Source organism: Limibacillus halophilus, assembly GCF_014191775.1.
Taxonomy (GTDB): Bacteria; Pseudomonadota; Alphaproteobacteria; order Kiloniellales; family CECT-8803; genus Limibacillus; species Limibacillus halophilus.
Genome location: NZ_JACHXA010000001.1, coordinates 420,564 through 443,926, shown reverse-complemented (window position 1 = coordinate 443,926; position 23,363 = coordinate 420,564). Strand labels below are relative to the sequence as shown.

The following is a 23,363-nucleotide window of genomic DNA, read 5'->3' as shown; positions in this document are numbered from 1 at the left end:
AGGGCCGACTTTACGCTCAGTGGCCTCAAAAATCTCCTGCGAAAAGATCTCGTCATCCACTTCCCTACCGAAATGGGTACTGACTTCTGAACTCAAGACATCGCCGTGACAAGGGCCTGTCACCTTGGCAAGATTGGCGTTCGTCGCGCAAAACGAAAAAAGGGTTTGGTCTATGCTGGGGGGGTCGTCGAGTCATTATCCACGCTGGCTTTCATAAAAGTGGCACTACTTTCCTCCAATCGACTCTGTTCGCCAATCGAGGCGTTCTTCAAGAACGCGGTATTGATTATTTCCCCTTCATGACCAACCATAGTTGGCCAATCTATCTACGTTTCGCCGATCACCCCTTGGGGCACCATCTTAGCCTCCGGCACAAGCTTGGATCGAAGGATCACCTGAATCTGGTTCAAGATCTGGTCGAACAATCTCTGCGGCGATTTCTCGCAAACGGCTCGACGAACACCAAGATAATATCTGGCGAGAGCATAAGTGACCTGAGCGAGGCCGCGCTGGAGAGACTGCGAGATTTCCTATTGGAATTCTGCGACGACGTCACCGTTGTGATTTACTGCAGAAACTACTTCGAGTACCTGGACAGCGTCGTTCAAGAGCACATCAAAAACGGCGCTTCCATGGAGGAGGCAAGAAGCGCCCTCTTATCAGGCATGAACCCTCATTCCGACATTTGCATGCCAGGGTATTTTCCAAACTACCGTATTAAGATCGAAAAGTTCGATAACGTATTTGGAGAACCCAACACAGTTGCGCGCGCCTTCCATCCGGAGGCTTTCCACGACGGCGATCTCCTGAGCGACTTCTGCGCGGCCATTGACTTTGAAGGGATTGCATCAACCCTGAATTGTCTGGAAACCGGCCGCAACGCCTCGCAGAGGATCTTCTTGCGCAATCCGACGTTGATCCGGTCGCTTGGCGACAGCTGGGGATCAGCCTTGGCGGGCTGAACCAAATTGAGCAGGCCCGGAAAGCGCTGGCGCGCGCCATCGAGCTCGCACCAAAAGATCCGCAGAATCACTTCCAGTTAGGCAACCTATTGCTCAAAGTAGGGCGCTTTGCCGACGCCGAGCAGGCTATTCGAGCAGCGCTCTCCTTGTCCCCCGGCGATGACCGGTCCAATGAGTAAAGTCGACTGGACCCGACGACTCTAAAGCGTATTCCGCACGATAATTTTTGTATGCAATATATTTTCGGTTCAACAGCCAGTTGGTAATTGGTCTCCTTAGGCTTTGAATTTTACCGACTTTCTGACGTATTCAGGAAAATTCAAAATCCTTGTCGCCCTCCATATTGTATGCATAATTCATTTTCTGCTTTTGCTCTAATCAGAGGGTCGGCATGACGCTGCATACTGGACGCCACTTCCTTCAGATTCCCGGCCCAACGAACGTACCAGATCGAATTCTGCGCGCCATAGACCGACCCACGATCGACCATCGCGGACCGGAGTTTCAGGAACTGGGCGCCAGCGTACTCGCCGGCATCCGGCGTATTTTCCAGACAGAGTCTCCCGTCATCATCTATCCGGCTTCCGGCACCGGGGCATGGGAGGCAGCGCTCGTAAACTGCCTGTCGTCAGGGGACCGGGTCTTGATGGCCGAAACCGGGCATTTTGCCAGTCTGTGGCATAAGATGGCCCAGCGCCTCGGACTGAAGGTGGAGTTCATTCCCGGGGATTGGCGCCGCGGCGTTGACCCGGCCGCCGTCGCCGAGCGCCTTGCCAAAGACAAGGCCCATACGATCAAGGCCGTGTGCTGTGTCCACAACGAAACCTCGACGGGTGTCACCTCGCGCATCGCCGAGGTGCGTAAGGCGATGGATGCTGAACGGCACCCGGCATTGCTCATGGTGGACACAATCTCATCCCTCGGATCCATCGAGTATCGGCATGATGCCTGGGGTGTCGATGTGACGGTCGGCGGCTCGCAGAAAGGTTTGATGCTGCCGCCGGGTTTGAGCTTCAACGCGATCAGCAAGAAAGCCTTGGCTGCCGCCGAGAAAGGCGGCATGGCGCGGTCCTTCTGGGATTGGTCCGATATGTTGGGCCCGAATGAGAAGGGCTTCTTTCCCTACACGCCGGCCACAAACTTGCTTTATGGTTTGCAGGAAGCGATCGCCATGCTCGAAGAGGAGGGGTTGGAGAACGTCTTTGCCAGACACGCCCGCCACGGTGAGGCGACTCGTCAGGCCGTACAGTCCTGGGGGCTTGAAGTTCTTTGCCAGGACGAACGCGAATACTCGGATGCACTGACAGCTGTCGTGCTCCCCGACGGACACGATGCCGATGCCTTTAGAGCGGCCGTTCTGGAAGCCTTCGACATGTCCTTGGGAAGCGGCCTGGGAAAACTCCAGGGCCGCGTGTTCCGGATCGGCCATCTGGGTTCTTTCAACGACCTGATGCTGATGGGAACATTGGCGGGTGTTGAGATGGGATTATCTCTCGCGGGCGTCCCGCACCAAAGAGGTGGAGCTCAGAGGGCTATGGATTATCTGGCTTCCACCTCCGGCAACAGCGCTGCAGAACCGAAATTGCGGGTAAAGGCCTGAAGGAGGCCCGAGGGGAACCCAAGAGTTTATACGAGACCCAAAAGAGCGTGACGCTAAACGCCTAAGATCGATTGCAACGGCCAATTTCAACGGGAGGAAAGAACCAATGTCTATTCGAAAACTGGCACTAGCGATGGGGTTTGCGGCTGCAGCCGCCTTCGCCACAGTCTCCGCCGAAGCGCAAACCGAACTCACCTTCGGTCATGTAGGAGAGCCCGGCTCGCTCTTTGAAGCTTCGGCCAACCACTTCGCCGAGGTTGCCAACGCCAAGCTCGCGGGAACGGGATACAGCGTTGCAACCTACGGATCGAGTCAGCTCGGCAAGGACAGCGAGTTGCTGAGCAAACTGAAGCTCGGCACGGTGGATTTCGCTCTGCCATCGAGCGTGATGTCGTCTGTGGCTCCAGAGTTCGGCGTTTTCGAGATGCCCTATCTGGTAAAGGATCGCGAACACATGAAACGGATCGAGGCCGAAGTATTTTGGCCGCAGATCGCTCCTGCGGCCGAAGCGCAGGGTTTCAAGGTCTTGGCAATCTGGGAGAACGGATTCCGTCACATCACCAACAATGTTCGCCCGATAACGGTCCCCGACGACTTGAAGGGTATCAAGCTGCGGACGCCCAAGGGCGAATGGCGCGTCAAGATGTTCCAGTCCTACGGCGCAAACCCAACACCGATGGCTTTCTCCGAGGTTTTCGTGGCGCTGCAGACCGGGGTCATCGACGGACAGGAAAACCCCTTCGCACAGATTACCAGCGCGAAATTCCAGGAAGTGCAGAAGTACCTGTCCCTGACCGGCCACGTCTACACACCTGCTTACATCACCGTGGGGATGAACAAATTCTCGTCCCTGCCTGAGAATGTGCAGGCACTGCTGAGTGAAGCCGCTAAGGAAACCCAAGCCTTCGTCTACGAGACGGCGGCAAATCTGGAAGTCGAGCTTCTGCAAGTCCTCAAGGACGGTGGCATGGCGGTCAACGATGCGGACAAGGACGCCTTCGTGAAAGCCAGCGCCGGGATTTATGAAGAGTTCGCAACTCAGGTGCCCGGCGGCAAAGAGATGGTCGATAAGGCCCTGTCTCTGGCCAACTGAACCGCGGCTTGATCTCTGGCGGCAATCCTTGGAGCCCCGGTCGGTCTGTCCCTTCCGGCCAGGGCTCCAAGGGCAACCGCAACGACCACTGTCATGGGGGTCGACGATTTCTGCGCTTTCCCAGGCACTCCAGTAAGGGTCCATAAACATTCATGGCTAAGCCTCTGTCGTCCTTCTCACGCTGGCTCGAACGCCTGCTTGTCGGCATCTCTCTTCTGTTGATGGTCGGCCTGACCGCACTGGTCATTATCGCCGTGGTTTACAGAAAGCTCGGCGCATCCCTGTCCTGGTATGACGAAGTGGCTTCGATCATGCTGGCATGGCTCACGTACTACGGGGCAGCCCTTGCAGCTTTGAAGCGCGCGCACATCGGGTTTGATGGCTTCCTGCTTTCCTTACCGCCGCGCATTCGCATGAGCGCGGCTGTGCTGGCCGAAGTCTTCGTTATCGGGTTTTTCCTGATCATGACCTGGACCGGCTGGCAAGTCGTCCAAGTCCTGCAGGGCTCGTCCCTGATCAGCCTGACCTGGGTCTCGCAGCAAATCACTCAATCGGTCATTCCCATAGGTGGAGCGCTTTTCATCCTGACCGAGCTCGTTAGCCTTCCGGCGTATCTGCGAAACTTGATGGACGGCGGCGATAGGATCGATCCGACCGCCCCTAACGTGACGCCCTGCAAGCCAGCGGGGGACTTCCTATGACCCTCCTCCTCATGCTTCTGGGGCTCGTTGCCCTCATCCTGATCAACGTACCGATCGCCGTCGCCCTTGGGGTTGTTGCCGTGGTGGCCATGGTGACGACTCAAGGCCTTTGGATACTGCCGAACGTCGCACTGGTGATGTTCGACGGCGCGACAAACTTTCCGCTGCTCGCCATTCCGATGTTCATCCTGGCAGGCGCGATCATGAACTCAACCGGCCTATCGCGCCGGATTATCGCCTTTGCCTCGGCGTTGTTAGGCTTTGTGCGCGGCGGCCTGGCGATGGTCAACGTGGGGGTTTCGCTCTTCTTTGCGGAGATCTCCGGATCTGCCGTGGCGGATGTCGCGGCCATCGGCTCGATCCTCATCCCGGCGATGCGCAAACGCGGTTACCCCAAAGCTTTCTCGGCCGCACTGACCTCTTCATCGGCCAGCCTCGCCATCATCATTCCACCGTCAATCCCGATGATCCTTTATGCTGTCATGGCGGATAGTTCCGTGGTGCAGCTGTTCGTGGCCGGCATCGTCCCCGGCCTGCTGGGCGGCCTTGGTATGATGGTCATGATCTACTATCTCGCCAAACGTCATAACTGGCCGGTTGAAGAGACCTTCCAGGTGTCCCGTGTCTGGGAGACGTTCAAAGAGGCCTCCTGGGCTTTGCTACTGCCCCTCATTATCCTGGGGTCGATTTTCGGCGGTGTCGTCACGGCGACCGAAGGCGGCGGCTTTGCCGTTCTGGCAGCCATCCTGATCGGCGGCCTGATCTACCGGGAGGTCGATTGGCGGTTCCTGAAGGAAGCCATGGTCGAGGGGGCGATGCAGACTGCGGTGGTCATGCTGCTGGTGGCGGCGTCCGCCCTGGTCGGCGTTTATCTGACCGAGCAGAAACTGCCGCAGCAGTTGGCCAACGGCATTCTGTCTTTCACCGAGAACAAGTACATGATCCTGGCGTTGCTCAACGTCTTCTTCCTGATCATCGGTTTGTTCCTGCATTCGGCGGCCGCCATTATCCTGGTCGTGCCCGTGGTTTTGCCCCTGATCAAGGCCGTGGGTATCGACCCCGTGCACTTTGGCTTGGTCGTTACGCTGAACCTGGCTATCGGCCAACAGACGCCTCCGGTCGCCAGCGTTCTAATCACGGCCTGCTCCATCGCCAAGGCGAATGTCTGGGAAGTCAGCAAAGCCAATGTGCACTTTATCGGCATCCTGCTGTTCGTGTTGCTGATCGTGACCTACGTACCCTGGATACCCATGGCGCTGGTCGAGTACTTCTATCGTTGAGCGGGCGCTGAGAAAGGAAACATGAGCAATGAGCGATGCCATTTTGGTTGAGCGAAAGGGCAACGTGGCGACGGTTACTTTGAATCGCCCGCACAAGCTCAACGCCCTGACCAAACCCCTGTGGCAACGTCTTGGCGACTTATTGATCGAACTGGGCGCGGATGAATCACTTCGCTGTATTGTCCTGCGCGGCGCAGGCGGCAAGGCCTTTTCTCCGGGCAACGACATCAGCGAGTTCGAAACGGACCGGAGCAATCCCGAGCAGGCAAAGGCTTATGGTAAGCTCATGCACAGGACCCTCCAGGCCCTCCGTGATTGCCCGGTACCCACACTGGCGCTCATAGAGGGTATCTGCGTGGGTGGCGGCATGGAGATTGCCGGACTTTGTGATTTGCGCATCTGCGGACGCTCTAGCCGCTTCGGCGCGCCGATCAATCGATTGGGTCTCGTCATGGCCTATCCCGAAATCGAGAGTCTGCGCGATCTTGTGGGCGAGAAGCGGGCGCTTGAGATTCTTCTGGAAGGCCGAATTTTCGGCGCCGAGGAAGCCCAAGATATGGGCATCGTAACCCGCGTGGTCGACGATGATGCGGTAGAATCCGAGGCCTATGCCACCGCTGAAAGAATAGCGGACGGCGCGCCGCTGGTGGCAAGATGGCATAAGAAATTCCTCAAACGCCTGCGAAACGCGGCGCCGCTGAGCGAGGCTGAGTTCGATGAGGGTTTCGCCTGTTACGGAACCGAGGATTTCGGCATCGGCTATCGGGCGTTCCTGGCCAAGGAAAAACCGGACTTCAAAGGACGCTGATCTATGTCTGGCAAGGCAAAGAACCAAGCGCGCAAGGGGCCGCTGAGCGGCCTTCGCGTGATCGAAATGGCGCACATCATGGCTGGTCCGGTTTGCGGCATGATGCTGGCCGACATGGGCGCAGATGTAATCAAGGTCGAAAAGGTTCCCGGCGGCGACGATACCCGACGCATGGTGCCGCCCAAACAGGGCGGTGAGTCGGCGGCTTACATGATGATGAATCGCAACAAGCGTGCGATCGCCGTAGATCTCAAGCAGCCCGAGGGCGTTACACTTTTACGCCGCCTCATCGATGGCGCGGACATCGTCATCGAGAACTACCGAAAAGGGACCATGGAGAAACTGGGCCTGGGTTATGACACTTTGGCCGCGACAAATCCCGGGATCATCTATTGCTCGCTGTCGGGCTTCGGCCGCAGCGGCCCCTTCGCCGACAAGGGCGGTTTCGACTTGATAGCCCAGGGCATGAGCGGCCTTATGTCGATCACCGGCGAGGGGCAAGGACGGCCGCCGGTCAAAGTCGGCGCACCGGTCAGTGACATCACTGCTGGAATCCTGGCCGCGATGGGCGTGCTGGCGGCACTTGCTGAACGCGGACGTAGCGGCAAGGGCCAGATTGTCGATACCTCGCTTTTCGAGGCCGGTATCACCCATACCTATTGGCAGTCCGCGATTTGCTTTGCGACCGGTCAATCTCCTGGCCCAATGGGTTCGGCACATCCGCTCAACGCGCCCTATCAGGCGCTTAGAACGGCCGACGGCTATATCAACGTAGGCGCCGCCAACCAGGCGAATTGGGAGCGCCTTCTAAAAGCTATAGACGCCGAACTGCTCTCGAGCGACCCACGCTTCCTCGACAACGCCAGCCGCATGGCCAACCTGAATACGCTTGTCGAGGAGTTAGAATCGGTGTTCGTCCAGCACCCCACCAACTACTGGATGGAGCGGTTAAATTCAGCAGGCGTTCCTGCCGGTCCGGTTCTATCGGTTGGCGAAATGCACACACATCCCCAGACCCTCGCGCGCGACATGGTGGTGGAGTTGCGTCACCCCTCGGCAGGCAGCGTCCGCAGCCTCGGGTTGCCGGTAAAATTCTCGCGCACGCCGGGTGCCGTCGATTCAGCGGCGCCACTGTACGGCCAGCACAATGCCGAAGTTCTAAAGGAGCTTGGCTTGGATGATCGAGCGATCGCCGAGCTCGCCGGCAAAGGCGTTCTTGCCTCCTGACCACGCACGAAGATCGCTGAACGCTTGCTCGACAATGGTCGCGCCTGCTAGCCTCCGGCGCGCGACATTGCCATGCCCATAAAAAGGCGCGACAAATCGGTTGCGCGGCTTGCATCGCCAGGGCTACCACCCCTAACCTGAGTGGAAAAAGATTCAATGCCCCGGGGGGTTGTTCGAGGCGGTTATTTGGGTTCGTTTTAGGTCAGTTCCTTGAGGGATTCTAACATGCGATATGAAGCGCCAAGTTCGATTGAGGGAGCCGTCAAACTCTTGGCGGCCGAAGCGGGTATGGCCCGTGTATTGGCTGGGGGCACCGATCTTCTGGTGCAACTCCGGTCAGGACGCTTCGAACCCGACCTCATTGTCGATCTGAAGCGCATCGACGGAATGCACGACATTCGCAAGGAAAATGGTGGCTACCGGATCGGTGCGGCGGTCAGCGGCGCGGAGTTAAATGAGCACGCAGGCCTGATTGCGCTCTGGCCGGGGGTCGTGGAGGCCGCCGGCCTGATCGGCTCGACCCAGGTTCAGGGGCGCGCCACCATGTCCGGCAACCTTTGCAATGCCTCGCCAGCTGCCGACAGCGTTCCCGCGCTGATTGCCGCTGGCGCCCTTGCGCGGATCGCAGGGCCCGAGGGTGAACGCGATGTTCCTGTGGAAGAGGTGCCCACCGGGCCCGGTAAGACATCGCTGAAGAAGGGCGAGTTTGTGACATCGCTGTTCTTGCCTGGCCGTCCCCCGCATTCAGGCGATGCCTACTTGAGGTTCATTCCACGCACGGAGATGGATATCGCCGTTGTGGGTTCAGGCGTCAGCCTTTCGTTGGATGATGACGGGCGGGTCGCATCTGCGCGTGTTGCGTTGGGCGCGGTCGCCGCACAGGTCTTGTTGGTCGAGGAAGCCGCAGCGGCCATCATTGGCACGAGCCTGGAAGCGGCCGCGTTGGAAAAGCTTGCGAAAGCGGCCTCTGCAGCCTGTAGGCCAATTGATGACAAGCGCGGCACCAAAGAATTTCGGATCAAAGTCGCGGGCGTTCTGACGCGCCGCGCCGCACTGATAGCTTACGAACGCGCGAGGGCAAAGTAATGAAGCAGATGACTGTCTCTACAACAATCAATGGCGACGTGGTGGAGTTTCTCTGCGAGCCGGACGAGACCTTGCTCGATGTTCTGCGCAACCGCCTCAACCTGACCGGCAGCAAAGAAGGCTGTGGCACCGGCGACTGCGGCGCCTGCAGCGTGACGCTGGACGGACGCCTGGTTTGTTCGTGCTTGGTCTTGGGAGCGGAGGTGAACGGGCGCGAGATCGGCACCATCGAGGGTGTCGCCGACGGCGATACCCTGCATCCGCTGCAGAGCAAATTCCTGGAGCATGCTGCCTTGCAATGCGGCATCTGTACGCCGGGCATCCTTGTTGCGGCGAAGTCATTGCTGGAACGCAATCCGGACCCCACGGAGACCGAGGTCCGTTACTGGCTTGCCGGCAACCTTTGCCGCTGCACCGGTTATGACAAGATTATCCGTGCGGTTCTCGACACCGCCGCCGAGATGAGGGGAGCCTGAGCCATGCCCTTGGACAACAATAATCGCGTATTCAAATCCGTCGGCACCAGCCCGCTGCGGCCCGACGGTCTGGACAAGGTCACAGGACGTGCCCGCTTCGGCGCCGACGCCACGGCCTCCGGCATGCTTTGGGGCCGAATCGTCCGCAGCCCCCATGCCCATGCCCGCATCCGCTCGATCGATACCAGCAAGGCCGAGGCGTTACCGGGCGTAAAGGCTGTGGTGACCCGGGCCGACTTTGCGACCGGTCTGGACGGCGACATCGGCGATATCCTGGAAAATGTCATGGCCAGTGAGAAAGCGCTCTATCAGGGCCATGCCGTTGCTGCCGTTGCGGCCACCAGTCCATCGATTGCGCGTAAGGCGGCGAAACTCATCGTGGTGGATTACGAGGTTCTGCCGCATGTCACCGACGTGGACGAGGCTATGAAGCCGGACGCGCCGGTCCTGAACGAAAAGATATTCACCGAGGGGCTGGCGGAGAAGCCGACGAAACCTTCCAACGTGGTCAAGCGGATCGAGATCGGCCATGGGGACGTGGAAAAAGGCTTCGCCGCCGCCGATGTGATCATCGAACACAGCTTCCGCACCGAGGCAACACACCAGGGCTACATTGAACCGCACGCCTGTCTGGCAAGCGCCGGACCGGACGGCCAGGGCGAACTGTGGTGCTGCACTCAGGGTCATTTCATGGTGCGCGACACCTGTGCCCAACTGCTGGGCATGGATGTCTCCAAGCTGCGCGTCACTGCTTCCGAGATTGGTGGCGGCTTCGGCGGCAAGACCACGGTTTTCATCGAACCGACGGCCTTGGCGCTATCGCGCAAGGCAAACCGCCCCGTGAAGATCGTGATGCCTCGCGAGGAGGTTTTTGTGGCCTCCGGCCCCACCGCTTCAAGCAGTATCGACATCAAGATTGGCGCCACTAAGGATGGGCGCATTACCGCCGCCGATGCGGTTTTGCGGTATCAGGGCGGCGCTTTCCCCGGCTCCCCGGTGGAGATGGGGGCCATGACAGCTTTTGCCTGTTATGAACTGGAGCATGTTCGCTGCATTGGCTTTGAGGTCGTGACCAATCGGCCAAAAGCGGCCGCCTACCGTGCGCCAGGCGCGCCAATGTCAGCCTTCGCGGTTGAAAGCGTCATCGCCGAATTAGCCGAAAAACTGAATATCGACCCGATCGAGCTGCGTTTGAAGAACGCGGTGAAGGAGGGTAGCCGGTCTTCTTACGGGCCGGTCTTTGGGCCAATCGGTCTGATCGAAACGCTGGAGGCCGCGAAAGCGCATCCGCACTATTCCGCACCTTTGGGACCGAACCAGGGCCGCGGCGTGGCCAGCGGCTTTTGGTTCAACTTCGGTGGTCAGACCTGCACCAGCTTGAACGTCAACATCGACGGCACGGTGACGCTGTCGGTCGGCACGCCCGACATCGGCGGGTCACGGGCCTCGATGTGCCTTATGGCGGCCGAGGAATTGGGTATTCCTTATGAGAGTGTGCGCACGATCATCGCCGATACCTCGTCGCTTGGTTACAACGATGTGACGGATGGCAGCCGCGTGACTTTCGCCAGCGGGCTTGCCACCATTGCCGCAGCACGCAACGCCATCAAGGTGCTCTGTGAAAGGGCGGCAAAGATGTGGGGCATTCCCGCCGACGCCGTCATCTGGGAAGAGGGTTATGCCAAGCCCGCCGGAGCGAATGCGGGTGAGTTCGAGCCGTTATCCCTGGCGGATATCGCCAAGGTTGCCGGGAACACCGGCGGCCCGATCGCCGGGCACCATGAGGTTAACATCGAGACTGCAGGACCCAGCTTCGCCACGCACATCGTCGACGCCGAGGTCGATCCGGAAACCGGACGCACCCAGATCACACGCTACACCGTGGTTCAAGATGCTGGAAAGGCCGTTCACCGCGCCTACGTGGAGGGCCAATTCCAGGGCGGCGCCGTACAGGGTATCGGCTGGGTTCTGAACGAATGCTACATCTACGGCGAGGACGGCGTGCTTCAAAACGCAGGGTTCCTGGATTATCGCATCCCGGTGGCCTCGGACCTGCCCATGATAGATACCGTGATCGTGGAAGTGCCGAACCCCGGCCATCCTTACGGCGTCCGTGGGGTCGGCGAAACAAGTATTGTGCCGCCGTTGGCTGCGGTTGCGAATGCCGTCTCCGCAGCAGCGGGCGTGCGTCTGACGGAGTTACCAATGTCGCCGCCTCGCATCCTCGTAGCCTTGGAGGAGCGGTAAGCGCGCGCTTGGACCAGCGACGCAAAAGGACCGGTTGAGATGATCAAGGTGGTGCTGCAAGGAAGTCTGAAAGCAGCCGCGGGCGGGCGCAGCGAATTCGCGCTTGAGGCCACCAACATCCGTCAGTTGCTCGATCGCCTGGGAGAAGCCGATCCGGCCTTACTGCCCGTTTTGGAGCGCGGCGTCGCGGTTTCCATAGACGGGCAGCTTTACCGGGACGCCTGGTATCAGGCGATCCCGCCGGACAGTGAAGTTTTCTTGTTCGGCAAAATGGCAGGCGGATAGCCGCCACACCCCGCTAATCGGCAGGATAGACGAACGACAGAACCTCCAGTTCAACATCCCCGCTGGGCTTCTTCCAGATCACAAGATCACCGGCGCCAGCGCCTAACAGCGCCTGGGCGAGAGGAGACACATAGGAAATAAGGCCGGCTTCCGGATCGGCTTCGTCCTCGCCGACGATGCGATAGGCATGCTCTTGGCCCTGGTCGTCGGCAACGGTCACCAATGCACCAAAAGCAATCTCATCATCCGTTTGGTCCGCATGATCGATTCTGATGGCACGTTTGATTCTCTCTTCGAGGTAATGCAGGCGGCGCTCGGTTGTGGCCAGCAGTATTTGGCTATCGATCTCATCTTTGCGAGCGCGCAATGCGGCCAGTTCGTCCGCCGCCTGATCAAGAGCAGCCTGCAGCTTGCGCAGCCCGGATGCCGTCACGTAATTCGGATGAGGGCTTTGCGGTAGATCGGGGAGTTGCTCACCCTGCGATCCATCGTCTTCCTTCACGAATGCCCGACTCATCTGCCTGTCCTTTCTTCTACCGGTAAGAGTCTCGCGCCTTTTGGGGGTCGGTGACAAGGGCATCGCTTGCGGCAAACCCTCGGAGTTATCTATGGTTGGGAATAAAACTCTGGCTGGAGCCTACGCCAAATCATGTCGGACCTTTGCGACCTCACCGCCCTTGAGCTGCAAACGAGCATTGCCAAGAAGGCGATCTCACCTGTCGATTTATGGAACGCTTGCGTAGCAAGGATCAAGACCACCAACACCGCACTTAACGCCGTTGTTACGCTCGACGAGGACGCTGGCCGCAAGGCTGCCAAGGAGGCGGAAGCAAAGGTGGTGCGCGGCGATCCTCTGGGCCCTCTCCACGGCCTCCCGATTGGCATAAAGGACCTGAACGAAACCAAAGGCCTGCGCACGACTTGGGGTTCCGAGCTGTTCGCTGACCATATTCCGGTCCGCGACGATACGCTCGTCACAAGCATCCGTGCGAACGGTGGGATTATCGCGGTAAAAACCAATACTCCGGAGTTTGGCGCAGGTGCAAACACCTGGAATCGCGTGTTCGGCGCGACCGGCAATCCCTTCAACACCTCCTTGACCTGCGGCGGCTCTTCCGGCGGCTCGGCCGTAGCTCTCGCTGCATCGATGGTGCCCTTGGCGAGCGGATCAGACCTGGCTGGTTCCCTGCGCACGCCTGCCGCGTTTTGCGGCGTGGTCGGCATGCGGCCGACGCCGGGTTTGGTCCCAACCACAGATAGCGTGCTTGCATTTTCACCCTTGGCGGTCGAGGGGCCGATGGCGCGCAACGTCCGGGATTTGCACCTTTTCCTCCAAGCGATTGCCGGCAACAACCATCTCGATCCCTTCAGCCGCCCTGCCGACAGTGGAACCGGAATCGCAGAACTGAAGCCTGCGAACCTGCGCGGGCTGAAGGTTCGATTCAGCACGGATCTCGGTTTTGCCCCGGTCTCCAACAATGTCCGAGCCTTGTTCGGAACCAGGATCGCGGCATTGGAGGGGTGTTTCGCGAGCCTGGAGGAACGCGACCCTCCCATGCAGGGAGCCGACGAAACATTTCAGGTATTGCGTGCCGTTCGATTCATTGCCGCTCACCTGGATCGCGTTCGGAACCATGCAGCCAAGGTGGGGCCGAATGTCACCTCGAATGTCGAACTGGGGCTGACCTTCGACGCCGAGCAGATTGCACGGGCGGAAGCGGCCCATAGCGATCACTACCGGCGCTTCATTCGCTTCATGGACGATTGTGACCTGTTGATTACCCCTGTCGCCGCCGTTCAGCCCTTCGACAAGACCCAGAACGCGCCGACAGAGATCGATGGGCAGACCTTGCAGAACTACGTGTCATGGCTTGGATTGGCCTTCGGTATAACCATGACCGCTCACCCGGTGATATCCCTGCCCTGCGGCCATGACTCCCAAGGCCTTCCCTTCGGATTGCAGTTGATTGGGAAGCGACATGGTGACCAACGCCTGCTGGAAATCGCCCTGGCGCTTGAGGACGTTCTGGCAAACAGTATTGAAACCCGGCGTCCTCTCGTCGATTTTGCTGGGCTCGCCGGATAGCCGGGAACCCTGGCGTTCCGGCCCCCTAACAACGATTCTTTGACGCAGCGCAACTTTCCTGCTGCGATTCTCCAAAATTTGAAATCATTTTCTGTTGAAATTCAATCTTGAAACCACTATTTCATAATCATTCTAATTCGCATGCTGCACTGCATCGACTGTCTGACATAGCAAGGAGAAGACGCAAATGATTGGCCGCACCGTTCCCCAGGTAACCTTCAAGACCCGTGTCCGCGACGAGTCTATTGAAGGCCCGAACCCCTACCGCTGGCAGGACGTAACCAGCGACGATTTCTTCAAAGGCAAGCGCGTCGTGATGTTCTCGCTGCCTGGCGCCTTCACGCCGACTTGCTCGACGTACCAGCTTCCCAACTTCGAAAAGCTGGCCGAGACCTTCAAGGAGAAGGGGATTGAGGATATTTATTGTATCTCTGTCAACGATGCCTTCGTGATGAACGCGTGGGGTAAGCAGCAGGGACTGACGAACGTGAAGCTGATTCCCGACGGCTCGGGCGAGTTCACCCGCAAGATGGGGATGTTGGTTTGCAAGGACAACTTGGGCTTCGGCATGCGCTCCTGGCGTTATGCGGCCATTGTCAACGACGGCAAGATCGAATCCTGGTACGAAGAGCCTGGCTTCTCCGACAACTGTGAGACCGATCCGTACGGCGAGTCCTCACCGGAGAATCTGCTGGAGAATCTCGAAAAGCTCGCAGCCTGATCTCAGGGTGTAACGAGGCAACGGTTTTGTTTTGAGCGCCGATCCGCGAGAACCGCGGGTCGGCGTTCTTTCTTTAACGCGCGCGCCTGCCTATGCTTGCCCAATGACGGCTATAGGCGATAACTCCGAACCATGAAGCGACTCTTCAAACGCTCCGCACGATTCCTGCTTCGTGGCGCCCTTCTTTGTTTCGTCGTCTCGCTGCTCTGGGTAGGGCTTTATCGCATTGTCGATCCGCCCGGCACACCCTTGATGGTGATCCGCTGGGTCGAGGGCCATCCGCCCCATCGTGACAGGGTAGCGCTTAGCCAGATATCACCACACCTGGTTCGGGCCGTGATCGGCGCAGAAGACAGCCGATTTTGTCTGCACAGCGGATTCGATTGGCAGGCAATAGAAAGGGCCTGGGATAACAATCAATCCGGCGGGCGCCTGAAGGGTGCTAGCACGCTTACGATGCAGACCGCCAAGAACCTGTACCTTTGGCCCGGTCGAAGCTGGTTGCGCAAGGGACTTGAGGCTTACTTCACACTCCTGGTCGAAGCGGCCTGGAGCAAATCCCGTATCCTGGAGTTGTACCTGAACAACGCGGAATGGGGGCCGGGAATTTATGGTGCTGAGGCGGCGGCACGCCATCACTTTTCCCGTAGCGCCGCCGACCTGAGCCGCCAGCAGGCTGCCCAACTCGCCGCGGTCCTGCCGTCGCCGCTCAACTGGTCGGCCAGCAACCCCAGCAAGAACGTGCTCAATCGCGCCGCGACCTACCGACAGCGGATGGCCATTGTCGAGCGGGACCGATTGGACGCTTGCTTGCACGATTGAGCCGACAACCAAAGGCTTCAATCAACCCTGTAAAATTGGTTACAAGGCCTCACTCTATGTATTATAAGTTGTGGGTCCAATTTAATGGTGCCCATTGATCGGCCCTACTTGGGTGAATGACCGCGGCAGGAATGAGAAACATAGAATGAGTGGAGCATGGATTTGGATTGAGGACCTGCGCGATGCCCTTCGCCATGACGAAGAACTGCCGCACTACCAAATCCTCAGCAACAGTCTGCGTGACCTTATTTTACAAGGCAATCTCGCACCTGGAACGAAGCTGCCGCCTACCCGCAATCTCGCCGACGATCTGCAATGTTCACGAAATACGGTGATTGGCGCTTTCCAACTCCTCATAGAAGCCGGATTCATTGAAAGCCGTGTTGGGTCTGGCACCTATGTGTCCAAGGTTTTGCCGACGTCCGTGTTGGAGATGCGGCGAGATCAAGCTCCGAAGCATTCGCAGCGCAAGCGTTTCCTTTCCGACCGAGGAGAGCGTTTGTCTCGCTTCACGCCGCCGTTCAAAGGCCCGCGCAAACCTGCATTCATCCCGGGTTTGGCGGATGGCTCCCTTTTCCCTTTCGATGTCTGGGCACGTCTTGTGATGAGCACACAGCAGGAACTCGGCGGTGCGCTCCTAGAGAGTACTAGCCCAAGTGGATACTGGCCGCTTCGCGAGGCCATCGCAGACCACCTCCATAAGACCCAAGGCATTCGACGCTTGCCTCAGCAGATCATAATGACCGGCCTGTCCGTTCAGGCCGTCGATCTCATAGCCCGTATGCTTGCGGATCCCGGCGACAGCATCTGGGTTGAGGACCCTGGGCCACGGCATCTGCGAGAGCCGCTGCTGGCCGCGGATATGGTCATGGTCCCGGTGCCGGTTGACGATGAAGGTTTGATGGTCGAGCACGGCATAGGGTTGGCGCCAGATGCCCGCCTCGCGGTGGTAAACCCTTCCAATCACTTTCCGCTTGGCGTCAATCTTTCATTGAGCCGGAAGCTCAAGCTTTTGGGCTGGGCCGCCGAGACCGGCGCTTGGATCATCGAGGACGGAATACCCGAAGTGCGCGGATCGGGCCACCAACCGGACGATTCTCTGCTGCGTCTGGATACTAGGAGTCGGGGTGGCTACGACCGGGTCCTGCGCATCGGGAGTTTCTCGAGGACCTGCCTGCCGGATATAAAAATGGGCTACGTCGTTGTACCGGAGGATCTCGTAGACTCTTTCGAGCGCGCGCGCGCCGGGGCTGACTACTCGATATCGACACTGATTCAGCCGGCGTTCTCGCGCTTCCTCGATCAAGGCCATTTCGCAGCACACCTCCGGCGCGTGCGGACTCATCTCGCCGAACGACATACGGCGATGGTTGAGGGGTTGGGGCAGCACCTCGACGACCTGCTCGAGCCGGTACCCAGTCAGCCCGGTAGCGAGATTTGCTGTTACCTGACAAATGGGGTTGCCGCCAAAGTCAGCGATGGCGAGATCGAAAAAGCCTGCGCTTCCGCCGGAATTACCGTAACCGCGGTTTCCAAACACTACCTGGAAGCACGTAGAAAGCAGGGATTGGTTCTTGGGTACACAGCGGTACCGGCAGAAAAAATCACAACTTACCTTAAGGAACTTGAACAGGTGATCCGAAAGCTGATCGCGACGAGAGCGTAAAAAAAGCCCCGGCCGAGAAGCCAGGGCTTGAACGTCGAGCATACATCAGGATCGTTGACCGATCTTCTCACGAGATATGCCACCTGACCCCCCAAGGCCCAACCTACCAATGTATGGATTACGGCGACTTTTCTGTTTTGCCCAAACATCGGAAGTTGGCACGGCATTCTCAGTTTTTAATTCCGTCTTGGTCGTCCCCCGTGTGCCGTCTCGTTGTCTCGTCGGTTAGTACTATGCATATAATTTGGTTCTAATCAATACGTTTTTTGTCGTTGTAAAATAGAACCATTGTGTTTGGCTTTACACTGTCCGGATGAGTCGCACTTGGCCCCGCAATACAATGCCGGCCAGGCCTGTTTGATTGTGAGGTCGACCGGATTTAGCGGAGTTCCAAATTTTCAGGTCTGTCTCTCGGCTATTCGTCATGCGGCGGTGGGCCAGGGTACCGCGGCAAGTCGTCCACTAATGTCAACCAATTCAGTTTCCGCGCCGCAAACCCGTGGGCCGAGGGCGACACCTGCTCCGGATCATCCAAACCGGCAATGGCGATGCCGATCGACCGACCCTCGTCGTCCGACATATAGACCTGAGCGCCGCACCTTGCGCAGAAGTGACGGTGACTTCCTGGCGCTGCGGTGAAGTGCCGTACATTGCCAGAAAGCAGTGTGAATTGCGCGGGCGGAACCTGCAGCCAGGCAACCACTGGCGCCCCACTTGCTCGTCGGCAGTAAACACAGTGACAGTAATCCGCGACCCCTCCCGCAGTTTCAATGCTGTAGCGCAGATCGCCGCAAAGGCAGCCTCCCTTGAGCAACATCGATTCAATCCTTCCCATTCCCGAATCATTGCGTCAGTCTATTCCTGTCGTATCATTCGACGACAGATGGAAGTCGGCACTTCACTTGACAAAATCACATAATTTCGCTATACGTTTGTTCAATAAACTTCATTTAATCATAAACCTTACAAACGTTTGAGGGCGCTATGTCATACGATGAGGAGCTTAAGCCGGAAGCGGAAAACGATACGCCGCTGAGGGCCGGGCTGCCTGCCTGGACCTATGGCAACGCCGAGATGCTGGAGCTTGAGTACCAGCGCGTGCTCCTACCGTCCTGGCAGATTGCCTGTCACGTTTCCGACGTGGCCGCCCCCGGCAGCTATTTCACCCTGCAACTAATGCGCGACAGCATTCTGATCGTACGCGATGAGACCGGCGCCTTGCGTGCGTTCCAGAACGTTTGCCGGCACCGCGCCTCCAAGCTGCTGGAGGGAGAAGGCCGCTGCAAAAAGCGGATCATCTGCCCTTATCATGGCTGGAACTATCGCCTCGACGGCCGCCTCGCGGCAGTGCCGTCCGAGGCCAGCTTCCCTGGGCTTGTGAAAGAAGATCACGGCTTGCGTCAGGTCGACCTTGAGGTACTGCACGGCTTCATCTTCGTGCGTGTCGCCGCCGCCGATGATCCCGAAGGTGGGCCCAGCGTCGCCGACATATGGGGTGACTTCGCCAAATTGCTGGCGCCCTACGACATTCCCAGCATGGAACGGCTGGAGGAAAGCTGGGAAGATATTTGGGAGGTCAACTGGAAGGTCGCAATCGACAACAATCTTGAAAACTACCACATTCCAATTGGCCACCCCGGATATCACCGTATGCTGGACAATGACCTGTTGGGCGAAGCGAACGCCCACGGTGTGGCCTATTCGATATCGCGGATGAAAGATCGGCCCTCATCCAACTGGAGCGAACGTCACTATCAGGCGCTATCAGGCAAAGCCTTGTCACACCTGTCCGGCGAGCGCGCCAAACGTTGGATGTTCTTTTCCATGCCGCCCAATCTCGGAATCGACGTCTATCCGGACTGTGTGGATTTCTTCCAGATCCTTCCGCTCGGCCCGAAGCGTTCGAAAGTCCGAACCTTGGTTTACGGCCACGCCGATAGCCGCCGGGAGATGCGCGCGCTTCGTTACCTCAATGGCCGAATAAACGGTCAGGTCGCCGCGGAGGATTTTCAGCTTTGTCACCGCGTGCAGCAAGGCTTGGGAAGTCACGGATACGAACTCGGCCCCCTGTCGGAATACGAAACCTCGGTTCGGCATTTCCATGACTTGATACATGAAGCCGTTCCTGGTTCCCGATTGCCGGAGCCTCCGGCCCCCGGCGAACTTGCAAAGCTGGACCGCGAGCACTATCAGGACTGAATGGCTGGTTCTCCGTCCCTGGCTAGGCTGGTTTCCTAGCGCGCAGGTGGTGCGGGCAATGTTCGCCGCTGCGCAGGACTTTCAGCATCGATTCCCAGGTTCGAATGTTGTGATCGACCGTTTCCCGGCCCGCCGCCTCGCAGGCCGGTCCGTAAAGCTCCCCGGCGATGGCGGATAGCTCGCGCTCCGCCACCGATCGGTACCAGGCATTCCGATTGCTGAGCGCAACCTCGACAAACCCGGCGCTTTCGAGCGCTTTGGCATAGCGCTGCGGAGAGGCCATGCCAAAACTCAAGCCCTCCAGTGCTACGTAGGCTTTCATGTCGTCCGATGGTTCGCCGTCGTGACTGATGAGCCAGTCGCTGGCAACAAACCAACCGCCGGGCTTGAGGACCCGGAAGACGTCGGCAAAAAGGGCCTCCTTGTCTGGTATATGGATCATCGAGTCTTTGCTGAAAACGATATCGAAAGCCGTCTCTTTGAATGGGAGCGGTCCAGGCGCCACCTTGCGCAATGTGATGCGGTCGGCAAGGCCAGCGGCGGCAATGCGTGTCTCTGCGCGTTTGAGAACGCCGGCTTCCACATCAATCCCGACGACAGCCCCCGCCGCATAGCGAGTTACCAACTCCATCGCGATTCCTCCCGAACCGCATCCGATATCCAGCACACGCCGACCAGCAAGAGACAGGCCTTCCAGAATCCGCGAGACCTCCTCGCCACCGCCCGGAGAGAGGTAGCCTTCGCCCCAAACCACCTCCAGGAAATCGATCAGGCTATCGCTGTACTCTTCCTCATGCTGACCACTCATGGTTTTCTCCCTTTGATCCGATTTCCACCCGTTTCATGGGGCGGCTAGCTCACGTCTTGCGGCGTCCCAGGGCTTGGATGCATCGAGTTCCCGGGCGAACCTATGCCCCGCATGTACCGCATGGGCGATCAGCGCCGGCGCCAGACAATCACCGACCCGCTGCAGCAACCTGATCCCCGAGTCCCGCAACGCCGCCGGGTTCTGGATAAGCTGCCGATAGAGTAAATCCTCCGGGCTGCGTGCCGTTACCGTCACAAGCCCGACAGCGGCCAATACTTCTCGACGATCGGAGAAGAGACAAGACACCTCCGCACCCGCGCCATCGAAGGACACAACGGCGCTGCTGGTGCGAAGCGTCACGCCTAGCGATAACAAACGCGCGTTGGTCCGATCCAGCTCCTCGGTGAAATAGGCCCAGGCGGCAGCCGTCCCACCCGTTGTCACAAGCGTTACCGCCCGCCCTCCAAGAGCGAGCTTCTCGGCCAACACCGCCGCCATGTAATAGCGGTCATCGTCATAGATGACGACAGGACCGGGTGGCAGGTCGGGGACCTCAGGTGACATCAGGTCGTCCGGCGTCAAAACGGCCGCCGAGTCGAACCCAGGCTGCGGCGCACGGTGCAGTCGGCCGATGCCGTCACGTCGCCACGCCGCCCCCGTGGCCAGTGCCACCACCGGCGCGCCAAATCCAAGCACATCCGCCGCACTCATGCGGCTCGCCGGATAGACTTGCAGGTTCGGCAGCCCCTTCATCAGTTCCAAACGATGATCGCGTACCCGTCCCCAGGCCGCGAGGCCCGGCAAGCGGCTTTCGCGGGTAACCCGCCCGCCAAGGGTGTCGGAAGCTTCGGCCAAGGTCACCGCATAACCGCGACGCGCCAAGGCGACGGCGGCCTCCAGCCCGGCGGGCCCCGCCCCGACGACCAGAATGGAATCCTTGGAGCCGGCGGGTTCAATCTGTTCAGGGTGCCAGCCACTTCGCCACTCTTCGCCCATCGTCGGATTCTGCGTGCACCGAATGGGGTTGCCGCGCGAGTTCGAGGCATAACAGATGTTGCAGCCAATACACTCGCGAATCTCCTCTAACCGACCTTCCTCGATCTTGCGCGGCAAGAAAGGGTCGGCGATCGAGGGGCGCGCCGCGCCGATGAAATCCAGGACGCCGCGTTTTACCATGCCGACCATGGTGTCCGGCGAGGTGAAGCGACCCACGCCGACCACGGGCTTGCCGAGCAACTGACGCAGGCCCGCCAAGTATGATTCTTGCGCACCTTCCTCGACGAACCGGGAGCTACCCATCTCCAGCGTGTAGTCATCCACCACCAAATCCCAGATATCTGCTAGTGGCCCAAGGATCGACAGCATCTCGCGCAGCTCTTCGGTCGGGGCGCCTTTTCCTCCCAGATTCGCCGCCGTGAAGCGCACCGCCAAGGCACGGTCCGGGCCGATGGCCTCACGGGTTTCAATGAGCAATTCGCGGAGGATGCGCACGCGGTTCTCCAGGGAGCCCCCGTACTCATCCGTTCTTTGATTGCTCACCGGTGAAAGAAAGTGATCAAGCAAGTAGGCGTGGGTCGCATAGACGTAAACAAGGTCGAATCCAGCCTCGACGGCGCGTTTGGCGGCGTCGCTGTGCCAGCGCCGCAGAGCGCGTATATCGTCCTTGTAAAGAACCCGGCTCTGCACCGGATCGGTACGGGAAGGCAGACTCATAATATCGATAGGCGGCTCGCGGCTTGCGAGATTCCCCACATAGTTTCCGCCATGCCACAGCTCTACGCCGGCCAGCGCTCCTTGATCATGAACGGCCTCGGTCATCCGCGCATTGGCCCGCACATCGCCCGCATCCCAAAGACTGGCGTAAGGGTAGGGCGTGTCGTCCGATGAGGGATGGATGGAACAGTATTCGGTATTCACCACGGCCCAGCCGCCCGCGGCCTTCATGGCCCGCATAGCTGCCAATGCTTGAGGCCAAGCCCTTCCCATACCTGAACAGTGTGGCACTTGGTAGAAGCGATTGCGCGCCGTCAAGGGCCCGATCCGAACCGGCTCAAAAAGCACATCGTAACGAGGGTCGCGGGTCATGGTGTTCCTGACTTAAGACTTACGTTGCAAAGACGACCTCCAAACACGCCCAATCAAAGCCGTCGGTGATCCGGCTGATAGAATCTGTGATCCACGACCCTTACCGATGCTTCCACCTTCGCCTGGGTAATCTCTTTCACGTAGTAAATCTCAGCGCTCAACATCGTGCCCGGGGTTGCAAAAGCGGCATCGACCGTTGCCAACGCGATGTTGCGTTTGAGAACCGGCGACCAGGTGGCGGAGGTAACCTGACCGACTTCTCTTTTCCCATCATACAAGTAAGCGCCGTCTGCGGGTTTGCGGCCCTGGATATCGATCCCAACCAAGCGTTTGGGTGGACCGCCCTTTGCCCGTTCCTTGATCAGCGCACGACGGCCGTTGAAATGCGGTTTTTCCAGGTGCACCGCCCAACCCAAACCCAGCCCATAGGGGCTGCGCATCTGCGACTCACGTACAGCAAGATGTGCGGGTACGTACTCCGCACGAACCTGAATATGGCCAGCTTCGATACGGGCCGTATTCAAGGCCCTTGCGCCTATAACCCGAATGTAGCGGCGGTGCCTCATCTCCATGATGCGATCCCAAAGGGCGAGGGCATCTTCCGGCGCCACCCAGAGTTCATATCCCAAATCTCCGGTAAACCCGGTCCGGCTGACCAAGATTCCATGGCTGCCAAAGTCGAAGCGCTCTAACCCGAGGTAAGGAAGACTTGCGGCGCCTTCCAAACCCAGGTCTTGCAAGAGCGCGCGCGAAAGAGGCCCTTGCAGGGCCAATCCCGCGATCTCGTCGCTTTCGTCGCGCACCTGACAGTCAAAACCCCAAGCCGACGCCTCGAACCATGTCAGCAGATGTTCGGCGCAATTGATCCGGAAATCATTTTCTCCCAGGCGGAAAATCGTACCTTCCTCGATCACCCGGCCCTTGCCGTCGCACCAAGGACTGTATGCCGCCCGACCCGGCATCAGCTTGGATATGTCACGCGTCATGATGCGATCAACGACCCGGGCCGCATCACGTCCGGTCAGCCGATACTTGATCATCGGTGATACGTCATAGAGCGAGGCGCCGGTCCGGATACCAAAATACTCGTCCTGCTCCGAATAGAGCACGCTGGCCGTCGTCCAGCCTTGCCAGGGTTCCCAGGCATTGAGGAGATTGAGTGGCGCGATACGCGCGTGGAAGGGTGTCCGCTTGAGAACTGGCGGTTCCAC

General features: G+C 58.9%; 22 protein-coding genes. 17 read left to right on the top strand and 5 right to left on the bottom strand.

The window, feature by feature from the left end; all coding sequences use genetic code 11:
• The first annotated feature begins 299 nt into the window (after positions 1-299).
• The 12 genes from FHR98_RS02050 to FHR98_RS01995 all read left to right on the top strand — a co-directional run bounded on the left by FHR98_RS02050 (position 300) and on the right by FHR98_RS01995 (position 11,765).
• Positions 300-962 (top strand): hypothetical protein, encoded by a 663-nt coding sequence (locus tag FHR98_RS02050; RefSeq protein ID WP_183415199.1) that lies wholly within the window; start codon positions 300-302, stop codon positions 960-962.
• Positions 860-1,141 (top strand): tetratricopeptide repeat protein, encoded by a 282-nt coding sequence (locus FHR98_RS16825; RefSeq protein ID WP_183414954.1) that lies wholly within the window; start codon positions 860-862, stop codon positions 1,139-1,141. Before FHR98_RS02050 ends, FHR98_RS16825 begins: the two co-directional genes overlap by 103 nt.
• Before the next feature lie 212 nt (positions 1,142-1,353).
• Complete coding sequence (locus FHR98_RS02040) at positions 1,354-2,562, top strand: pyridoxal-phosphate-dependent aminotransferase family protein (protein WP_183414953.1); 1,209 nt, start codon at positions 1,354-1,356, stop codon at positions 2,560-2,562.
• Positions 2,563-2,668: 106 nt separating this feature from the next.
• The gene (locus FHR98_RS02035; RefSeq protein ID WP_322091203.1) at positions 2,669-3,655 is read left to right on the top strand and encodes a DctP family TRAP transporter solute-binding subunit; all 987 of its coding nucleotides are present in this window, start codon (positions 2,669-2,671) and stop codon (positions 3,653-3,655) included.
• 152 nt (positions 3,656-3,807) lie between these two features.
• Entirely contained in the window at positions 3,808-4,356 is a 549-nt protein-coding gene (locus FHR98_RS02030; protein WP_183414952.1) for a TRAP transporter small permease, read from the top strand.
• Positions 4,353-5,636, top strand: coding sequence for a TRAP transporter large permease (locus FHR98_RS02025; RefSeq protein WP_183414951.1), 1,284 nt, complete (start codon positions 4,353-4,355; stop codon positions 5,634-5,636). The genes FHR98_RS02030 and FHR98_RS02025 overlap by 4 nt, the downstream gene beginning before the upstream one ends.
• A gap of 28 nt (positions 5,637-5,664) precedes the next feature.
• Positions 5,665-6,444, top strand: coding sequence for an enoyl-CoA hydratase/isomerase family protein (locus FHR98_RS02020; RefSeq protein ID WP_183414950.1), 780 nt, complete (start codon positions 5,665-5,667; stop codon positions 6,442-6,444).
• Between the two features lie 3 nt (positions 6,445-6,447).
• Positions 6,448-7,671, top strand: a complete 1,224-nt coding sequence (locus FHR98_RS02015; RefSeq protein WP_183414949.1) for a CaiB/BaiF CoA transferase family protein — start codon at positions 6,448-6,450, stop codon at positions 7,669-7,671.
• 225 nt (positions 7,672-7,896) lie between these two features.
• Positions 7,897-8,757, top strand: coding sequence for an FAD binding domain-containing protein (locus tag FHR98_RS02010; protein WP_183414948.1), 861 nt, complete (start codon positions 7,897-7,899; stop codon positions 8,755-8,757).
• Positions 8,757-9,233 carry a (2Fe-2S)-binding protein gene (locus tag FHR98_RS02005; RefSeq protein ID WP_183414947.1) on the top strand — a complete coding sequence of 159 codons (477 nt, stop codon included), beginning with the start codon at positions 8,757-8,759 and terminating at the stop codon, positions 9,231-9,233. Before FHR98_RS02010 ends, FHR98_RS02005 begins: the two co-directional genes overlap by 1 nt.
• 3 nt (positions 9,234-9,236) lie before the next feature.
• Entirely contained in the window at positions 9,237-11,480 is a 2,244-nt protein-coding gene (locus FHR98_RS02000) for a xanthine dehydrogenase family protein molybdopterin-binding subunit (protein WP_183414946.1), read from the top strand.
• A gap of 39 nt (positions 11,481-11,519) precedes the next feature.
• Positions 11,520-11,765, top strand: a complete 246-nt coding sequence (locus tag FHR98_RS01995; RefSeq protein WP_183414945.1) for a MoaD/ThiS family protein — start codon at positions 11,520-11,522, stop codon at positions 11,763-11,765.
• 13 nt (positions 11,766-11,778) lie between these two features.
• Here FHR98_RS01995 and FHR98_RS01990 read toward each other — a convergent pair whose 3' ends face one another.
• Positions 11,779-12,282 carry a GreA/GreB family elongation factor gene (locus FHR98_RS01990; protein WP_183414944.1) on the bottom strand — a complete coding sequence of 168 codons (504 nt, stop codon included), beginning with the start codon at positions 12,280-12,282 and terminating at the stop codon, positions 11,779-11,781.
• A gap of 132 nt (positions 12,283-12,414) precedes the next feature.
• On the opposite strand from FHR98_RS01990, the gene FHR98_RS01985 reads away from it, so the two are divergent.
• The 4 genes from FHR98_RS01985 (at position 12,415) to FHR98_RS01970 (ending at position 17,060) form a co-directional block, all read left to right on the top strand.
• On the top strand, positions 12,415-13,851 hold the full coding sequence (locus FHR98_RS01985) for an amidase (protein WP_183414943.1): 1,437 nt from the start codon (positions 12,415-12,417) through the stop codon (positions 13,849-13,851).
• A gap of 187 nt (positions 13,852-14,038) precedes the next feature.
• The gene (locus FHR98_RS01980; RefSeq protein WP_183414942.1) at positions 14,039-14,572 is read left to right on the top strand and encodes a peroxiredoxin; all 534 of its coding nucleotides are present in this window, start codon (positions 14,039-14,041) and stop codon (positions 14,570-14,572) included.
• A 132-nt stretch (positions 14,573-14,704) separates the two neighbouring features.
• Positions 14,705-15,394, top strand: a complete 690-nt coding sequence (gene mtgA / locus FHR98_RS01975; protein ID WP_183414941.1) for a monofunctional biosynthetic peptidoglycan transglycosylase — start codon at positions 14,705-14,707, stop codon at positions 15,392-15,394.
• A gap of 145 nt (positions 15,395-15,539) precedes the next feature.
• Positions 15,540-17,060 carry an aminotransferase-like domain-containing protein gene (locus tag FHR98_RS01970; protein ID WP_183414940.1) on the top strand — a complete coding sequence of 507 codons (1,521 nt, stop codon included), beginning with the start codon at positions 15,540-15,542 and terminating at the stop codon, positions 17,058-17,060.
• Positions 17,061-17,475: 415 nt separating this feature from the next.
• Here FHR98_RS01970 and FHR98_RS01965 read toward each other — a convergent pair whose 3' ends face one another.
• Positions 17,476-17,877 (bottom strand): GFA family protein, encoded by a 402-nt coding sequence (locus tag FHR98_RS01965; protein ID WP_183414939.1) that lies wholly within the window; start codon positions 17,875-17,877, stop codon positions 17,476-17,478.
• Between the two features lie 167 nt (positions 17,878-18,044).
• Between FHR98_RS01965 and FHR98_RS01960 the strand changes: the two genes are divergently transcribed.
• A complete protein-coding gene (locus FHR98_RS01960) occupies positions 18,045-19,259 on the top strand; it encodes an aromatic ring-hydroxylating oxygenase subunit alpha (RefSeq protein WP_183414938.1) in 1,215 nt (404 codons plus the stop codon).
• 22 nt (positions 19,260-19,281) lie between these two features.
• Here the strand turns inward: FHR98_RS01960 and FHR98_RS01955 are convergent, their stop codons facing one another.
• From FHR98_RS01955 to FHR98_RS01945, 3 genes are read right to left on the bottom strand one after another with little or no spacing between them, the layout of a single operon-like run.
• Positions 19,282-20,067 (bottom strand): methyltransferase domain-containing protein, encoded by a 786-nt coding sequence (locus tag FHR98_RS01955; RefSeq protein ID WP_183414937.1) that lies wholly within the window; start codon positions 20,065-20,067, stop codon positions 19,282-19,284.
• A 33-nt stretch (positions 20,068-20,100) separates the two neighbouring features.
• Positions 20,101-22,152 carry an oxidoreductase gene (locus FHR98_RS01950; RefSeq protein WP_183414936.1) on the bottom strand — a complete coding sequence of 684 codons (2,052 nt, stop codon included), beginning with the start codon at positions 22,150-22,152 and terminating at the stop codon, positions 20,101-20,103.
• 53 nt (positions 22,153-22,205) lie between these two features.
• The gene (locus FHR98_RS01945) at positions 22,206-23,363 is read right to left on the bottom strand and encodes an aminomethyl transferase family protein (protein WP_183414935.1); all 1,158 of its coding nucleotides are present in this window, start codon (positions 23,361-23,363) and stop codon (positions 22,206-22,208) included.